Origin of the sequence: Streptomyces sp. NTH33, assembly GCF_003236365.1 — a bacterium.
GTDB lineage: Bacteria > Actinomycetota > Actinomycetes > Streptomycetales > Streptomycetaceae > Streptomyces.
The window spans coordinates 1-7,035 of record NZ_POTZ01000366.1 but is presented as its reverse complement, the minus strand read 5'-3'; the positions used below and the strand labels follow the sequence as shown (position 1 = coordinate 7,035).

The following is a 7,035-nucleotide window of genomic DNA, read 5'->3' as shown; positions in this document are numbered from 1 at the left end:
CGAGGAGGCACAGCGCGCGCTGCGGGCCGAACTCGACGCCCGGCCTGCAAAATTCACGGATCTGCGGATCTTCGATGACATGGTCGAGGTGCTGACCGAGGCCGGCGAGAACGAGTCGGCCCTTAAGTGGTGCGAGGCAGGCCTGGACCGCGCGGCCGCCTCCGGTGCGTCACCGGAGGCGGCCGAGTACCGGCGTGGACTGGCGCTCAGCCGCAGCTTCCTACACGACGCGCTGGACATCGAGCTGGATGAGGACGATCTGGCCGCCGAGGCCGAGGCCGACGCTTCCCTCGCGGCGCTCAGCGAGCTGGTGCGGGAGCGGTGGGGCGACCTGCCCGGCCATCGGGGGCTGGACGTGCCGGAGGGCGGGGAGGCGTTCGACTCCATCGTGCTGCGCTGGGCGCGGGAGGACTTCGCTGCGGTGCGGGCGCGCTGGCCGGAGTCGACCGCGCACTACGGCGGCGACTACGACGCGTATGCCGCGCGGATCCAGCGGGAGGCCCGCGGCTACGACGAGGCCGGCGCCGCCCACGTGCGCATGGTCACCGGCACCCTGGCCGACTTCCAGGCGTACGCCCAGCGCACCGGCCGCGATTCGACCGACCAGAAGACCCGGCAGAGCTACGGCGAGTGGCGCGCCGCGGCGCACCCGGACCAGACGCTGCCGTGGCCGCCCGCGCGCAACGGGCCGTGCTGGTGCGACTCGGGCCGCAAGTACAAGAAGTGCTGCGGCACCCCCGCGAAGAACTGACCGGCCCAGATGTCTCACTGTCTCACGAGTTCCAGGGGCACAGGCAGAAGGAGTGGCCCATGGCCAGGGAGCCGGACCACCGGCTCGACGCGATGATCGCGGAAGCAGTCATCGACGCATACGGTGAAGACGAAGAACTGGCCGGCTTCCACGCCGTCCTCACCGATCATCCGGTGCTGCCCTTCACCACCCAGGTCCTGGGCGTCGACGTTGTGGTCGAGGACCTCGACCTACGTCCCGGCAGTGGAATGGTGGCCCTGTGCCGCCGTGGCGCCCATCGGCAGGCGATCGGGTTGCTGGACCTGCCGCTGCCGTCACCGCCTCCCAAGGGAGCCGAGTGGATCGCGGCGTTCCGCCGCTGGACCCACTGACCGCCACCGGCGGCAAGCTCGGCCGCACCCGCGGCGAGATCGCCGCACTGCCCCGCGCCGCGCGCGCCATCCTGGCAGAACGGGCACCGCCCCACTCATCCCCGGGCAACGCGACCTGACTGCCGATCACGTCTGCGACCAGGACGGATGATTAATCGGCACCCGCACAGTTCGCACCCCTTGACGACAAGCACGTCATCCCCCTACCTGCAGCCCGGATCAAACGCCGACAGGCCGTGGCGGGACTCATCAACGAATACCGCCGAGCAAGCTGACGGTCCAACGAAACCTCAGCTCGCAACCGGTGAAGCCGTTTTGAAGCACAACGGGGCATCCGCCGTGCTCAGACGGATGCAGCCGTGGGAGCTGTCCACCTGGCCGATGGCGCACTCGGGTCAGTCGCAGCACGGGTCAGGCCACGGCTTCGAGTAGCACCCCTTGATCTTCACAGTCGCAGCAGCATGGGCGACCACGTTGCCGGGCTGATCGGCTTCGGCGCGAGAAGCGTCCTGGAGCGAGCGTCGATCGCGCCAGGCCGCCCACCTCCCCCCTGCGGGGAATGTGGTTTGTGGCAACGAGAGGGTCGGCGGTCCGTCGGCGTCAGGTGCGGGTGAGGTCGGCCAGGAGCGCGGGCAGCAGGCGCTCCTCCATGACAGCTTGACCCGACTCCCCCATGGCCACCGCCAGTTCGGGGTCCCAGGGGCTTGCCGCGGGCGGGCCTCCGAGAGGTGTGGACTGGCCCTGGCCGAGGGCTTCCCGGTAGTCGGCGGTGGTCATGCGCCAGGGGCGGGCCCCGTGGCGTTCCACGGCGGTGGCGGTGATGCGCAGGCCCGCCCAGTCGAAGTCGGCCCGCCAGTACAGCCGGGCTCCGGCGCGTACCGCGCTGGCGAGCAGTTTGTGGCAGGCGGCGGACGGTACGCCCTCGGTGCAGACCAAGGCCGCGCTCCCGGCTTCGGGTGCGGCGGCGGCCGCGCGCAGGACGGCCGGGTTCTCGCACACGAAGATGTCACCGGCGGCCGGAACGACGGGGTCGGACGCCAGCTGGTGGAGGGTGAGCCGGAACGGGATGCCGAAGTCGGCGGCATCGCGCAGCCAGTCGCAGACCACCGTGTCGCCCTCGGGGCGGATGCCCAGGACGAGGACCTGGCTGGCGAGGTCGTCGGCGATGGCGCCCGCGCTCTCCCACAGGGCGCGGCGTCCGGCTCTCTCACGAGGGACGTCGTCGCCCGTGCGCTGGGCGAGGGCGCGCAGGACGAGCTGTTCGAGCGGGCTGCCGGGGACGAGGGATTTGGTGTCGCCGGTAGCCCATTCGGCGAGGACCGGAAGCGGCAGGATGCGGGAGGGGTCTTCGGGGAGTTTCTCCAGGACGCGCACCGCCGCGTCGATCAGGGGCGCGTCCCCGCGGCGCAGAAGACGGGTCAGGGTGCCGTCTGCGGCGAGGCGGTCCAGCCAGGTGGCGAACCAGCTCTCGGTAGCGAGGCGGCTGGAGCGGGCGGAGGCCAGGACCTGTTCGCGGCGGGTGTCCTCGTCCGCGCGTTCGGCGGGCCGGTCGCGCAGGGGGCCGTTCAGGTGGCCGAGGGTCTGGAGCAGGCCGGTGCCGTAGCGGTGGTACAGGTAGGCGTCGAGGGCGGTGAGAGGGACGGCGAGGCGCTTGGTGGTCTCGGGACGGTAGCGGCCGGTGACGCCGATGACGGTGCGGCGCTCGGCCTCGCTGGGGGCCAAGAGGCCGATCTCGCCGTCGAGCGCGCCCGAGGTACGTTCCAGCTTGCGGCGGGCGGCGGCCAGCAGCCGGGTCCAGCCCTCACCGAGCAGTTCCTCGTAGCGGGGCTGCTCAGTCGGCAACGGTGGCCTCCTTCGGCCCGGGGACGCGGCGGGTGCCGGGTGAGCCGAGGGCCGCGGTGAGGTCACCGATATCGTCGGCGAGCAGCTTCTCGCCGTCCCAGAGGAGCAGCAGGGCGGAGACGGTGTGGTCGATCGCCGAGTGCGCGAGGTCGTAGTGGGCGGCGGCGGGGACGGAGGCGTGTGCGGCCCACAGGTCGTAGCCGGTCATGAACAGGTCGAGGTCGAACTGGGCGGCCAGCGACATCAGTTCGCCGCGGCCGGTGTCGTCGACGCCGGCGAACGCCTCGTCCAGGGCGAGCAGCCGCGGGGCGTGCGGGTGTGCGGAGTTGAGCATGGCGTGCGCGGCGGCGAACAGCGGTAGGTGCAGCGAGACGGACTGCTCGCCGCCCGAGAGGCGGCTGTGCCGGGCGCGGGTGAGCCGCTCCTCGCTTCTGTCGGGACGTACGAGCTGGAAGGCGAACTGCCGCCAGCGGCGGTAGTCCAGGACCTGGGCCAGCAGTTCGCGGTAGGGCAGATCGCGGTGGCGGGCACGGGCGTTCTTGATCTGCGCGGCGAAGTGGGCGCGGACCCGGGCGAGCCCTTCGGGGCCGAGCCGGGCGGCGTCCGCGTCCAGGAGGGTGCACACGGCACGCTGTTCGTCGTCGAGGTCGTCGGCGAGCAGCCAGCTCACACCGACCGTCGTGCCGGAGGACATCCTCCGTTCGCGCATGTCGGTATTCATGCGCCGGATGAGGTCGCGGGCGTCGACCGTGCGGTCGTGGATCTGCTGGGCGAGCCGCGTGAGGAGGGCGTCCTCGAGGATGCGCTGCTCGGAGTCGCTGAGCAGTTCGGCCTGGTCGCTGCGGTGCTCGGCGATCTTCTCGGCGAACGAGGCGACGGGCAGCGGGCCTTCCTCGTCGGCGACACGGACCACGATGACACCGTCGGAGCCGTCCCATTCAGGCCGATAGTCCTGTCCGGCGGCGGCGAGTTGGGCCTGCAGGTCGTCGAGTGCCTTGGTGAGACGGGTGACGGACTGCTTGACGCTGGTCTCGGTGGGGGCGAGGTCGCGGGTGGCGGCCTGGATCGCCTCGTGGACTGCTACCGCCGCGGCGGGCAGCTCCTGGCCCGCCCAGTCGGTCTCCTGGGCGGGCCAGGAGAGGCCCGGCGGACAGCGCAGGATGTCGAGCAGTTCACGAGCCGCGTACGGGGCGAGGCCCCGGGCGGTTTCCTTCTCCTCGGCGGCGGCGACGGAGCGGACCTCGGCCGCCGCAGTACGCCGGGCTTCGGCGGAGGCGGTGGCGGCGATGGCGGAATGCAGGGCGGCGGTGGCCGTCTCGACCTCCCGGACCGCCCCGTCGAGGGCGTCCTCGGCCTGATGCACCTGACGTATCACCTCCTGCGCCTCCGCGCCGACGGCCTCCTGGAGGGCGTCGAGCTTCGCCGCCTCCTCGGCGTGGCGGCGGCGCGCGGCGCGCTCGGCGTCCAGGGCGACTTCCTCGTCCTCGGCTGCCGCGCTGAGCCGGTCGGCGGCAGCTTCGGCGGCCTGCGACTGCCGGGCGTGTTCGCGGCGGCGGGCGGTGAGTTCGCGTACGGCCGTTTCGAAGGCGCGGGTGGCGGTCTCGACGGTGTCGACGCGATCGGGGGCGATGCCGTGCTCGGCTGCGGTGCGGCGCACGGCGCGCTCGGCGACCGAGCAGGCGGCCACGGCCTCGTCGTACGAGGCCTGGGCGACGTCGGCGGCCTCGCGGGTGGCGCGCAGCCGCGCCGCGGCCTTGTCGAGTTCGCGCAGCGCCGCGGTGATGCCGGTGGTGCGGGGCAGGGCGGCACGCGCGGCGGCATACGCCTCCAGCCACGCATCGGTACGGGCCTGGGCACGTGCCAGCTCATCAAGCTCAGCCGCGAGTTCGGCGAGCAGGGCCTCGCAGGCCGCGATACGGGCGGCGCGGCGGCGCTCGCGGGCGGTGGCGCCGACGTACTCGGCGTGCTCCTTGGTGTGCGCCCCGACGAGGACGCCCGCGACGTACCGGCCGTCCGGGGTGATCTGCGCGGTGCCCGAGCCGGGGCCGGGGGTGATGGCGACGGAGCGCAGGACGGCGGTGACGCGCGCGGCGGGGATCGGCGTGCCGTCCTCCGGGCACAGCAGGTCGGCGAGGCTGGGGCCGTCGACGGGTGTGCGGGCGTGCAGGTAGCCGTCGCTGTGCCCGGCCGGCACGGGGGTGTCCTCGGCGGTGACGAGGGCGTCGAGGAGGCCGGAGGCCTCCAGCGCGGCTTCCAGACCGGCCTGCTGCTCCTGCGTCAGATGCTCGGCAAAGTGGACGAGTTGCCACAGCGGTACGCCCTCCCCCGGTGCCTTGAGGGCCTGGGTGGGCGTGCCTCCACGGGTGCGGTCGGCGGTGCGGCCGCGGGCGGCGGGAGGGGCGTCGTCGTGTTCGGCGGCGATGCGGTCGCGTTCGGCCCTGGTCTCGGCGCGACGGCGTTCGAGGTCGGTGCGCCGGCCACGTAGGGCGGCCAGGGCGTCGCGCAGCTCCTGCACGGCGGGGGCGACGGCCTCGGTGTAGGTATCGGCGAGGGTGGCCGCCTCCCCTTCGCCGGTGAGGTCGAGGGCTTCGGCGAGGCGGTCGGTGGCACCCTCGGGCAGGAGCGGGCCATGGGCCTGTGTCCACTGGGCGAGCGCCTCTCGCGCCTGTGCGCGGGCGGCCTCGACCGCCCGCTCGGCGTCGGCTTCGGTGGTTTCGGCGCCATTGACCGCCTCCTCGGCGCGGTCGAGGGCGCTGCGGGCGAGGTCGCGGGTCTGCTCGGCGCTGCGGCAGTCCTGCTGGGCGGCGCGTAGGGCCCTCACGCCGTCGTGGCGGGCGGTGGCGAGCGCGGCGGACCGCTCGGCGAGCCGGGAGGGCTCGGCGTCGGCCGGGGTCCAGGCGATGCCCGCGATGTGGGCGTGGTCGGCGACGGCGGCGGCGCCCCGGGAGGCGGCGCCCTCGAGTTCGGCGGCAAGCCGGGCCGCGTGTTCGGCTTCGGCGCGGGCTCGGCCGGTGGCGGCGGTGCGACGTTCGCGTTCGGCGGTTGCCTGCTGGGCGGTGTGCTCGCAGGTACGCACCAGACGTTCGAGGTCGGCGAGCTGCTCGACGGCCTGGTACGCGGCGGAGGAACGCAGCTGGTCCAGGCGGGCGCGCAGGGCGGTGAGCGCGGCGTCGGCGGTCTCGGCGCGGGTCTCGGCGGCGGCCTGCTGCTCGCGGGACGCCGCCAACTCCGCCACGACGTTGTCCAGGGCGGCGGTGCGGGCAGCGGTCTCGGCGCGGCGGGACGTGAGTTTGTCGGCGGCCACGCGGGCGTGGACGCGCAGGTAGGTGGAATAACCGGCGAGGAAGGCCCGGGCGGCGTCGTCGGCGGCGGCGAGTCCCTCCAGGGTGCGTTGCACGGACTCCATGTCGTCGAAGGAGCGGGCGGCTTCTGCGATGAGGTCGTCGTCCAGCGGGCGCAGGCCCTCGGTGAGGGTGTCGGAGAGCTTGGCCGGGTCGAGGTTCTTGGCGAGCTGCGGGCGGCGCAGCGTGAGGATGAGGGTGAGCAGTTGCTCGTACCGCTCCCGGCCGAGGCCGAACAGCCGCTGGTCGACGGCGGCGCGATAGTCGGTCGGGGAAGCGATCAGCTCGTGGCCGAGCTCGGCGGCGAGCTGCTTCTTAGTCATCGGCCGGTCGTCGTCGGTGAGAAGAGAGAAGTCCTCGCCGACGCGGCCGTCGGTGACGAAGTGCCAGCGGGCGGGGGTGTCGCGGTGGCGCTGGGCGTGCAGGCCGATGCCGCAGGTGACGGCCTCGCCACTGTCGCGGTGGGTGAACTCGATCCAGACGTAGCCGAGTGCGCTGTCCTGCCCGCGGAAGAGCAGGTTGGACTTCATCGTGCGGTCCTCGGCCGCGAACGGGTTGAGCCGCTTGGGATCGATGCGGCCGTCGAGGACGAACGGGAAGAGCACTTCGAGGGCCTTGGTCTTGCCGGAGCCGTTGGGCCCGCGCAGCACCAGCCAGCCGCCGGCGAAGGAGAACTCCTCGTCCCGGTAGTCCCAGAGGTTGACGATCCCGGCGCGAGTGGGGACGTAGC

General features: G+C 73.2%; 4 protein-coding genes. 2 read left to right on the top strand and 2 right to left on the bottom strand.

The window, feature by feature from the left end:
• Window positions 1-751: SEC-C domain-containing protein (locus tag C1I97_RS40755; RefSeq protein WP_220040869.1), on the top strand; the 751-nt coding region annotated here is incomplete at its 5' end.
• 59 nt (window positions 752-810) lie between these two features.
• On the top strand, window positions 811-1,122 hold the full coding sequence (locus C1I97_RS27425) for a hypothetical protein (protein ID WP_111005829.1): 312 nt from the start codon (window positions 811-813) through the stop codon (window positions 1,120-1,122).
• Between the two features lie 600 nt (window positions 1,123-1,722).
• On the opposite strand, the gene C1I97_RS27415 is transcribed toward C1I97_RS27425, so the two are convergent.
• Complete coding sequence (locus tag C1I97_RS27415; protein ID WP_111005828.1) at window positions 1,723-2,964, bottom strand: TIGR02679 family protein; 1,242 nt, start codon at window positions 2,962-2,964, stop codon at window positions 1,723-1,725.
• On the bottom strand, window positions 2,954-7,035 hold a 4,082-nt coding region (locus C1I97_RS27410), incomplete at its 5' end, for a TIGR02680 family protein (protein ID WP_111005827.1). The genes C1I97_RS27415 and C1I97_RS27410, both read right to left, overlap by 11 nt.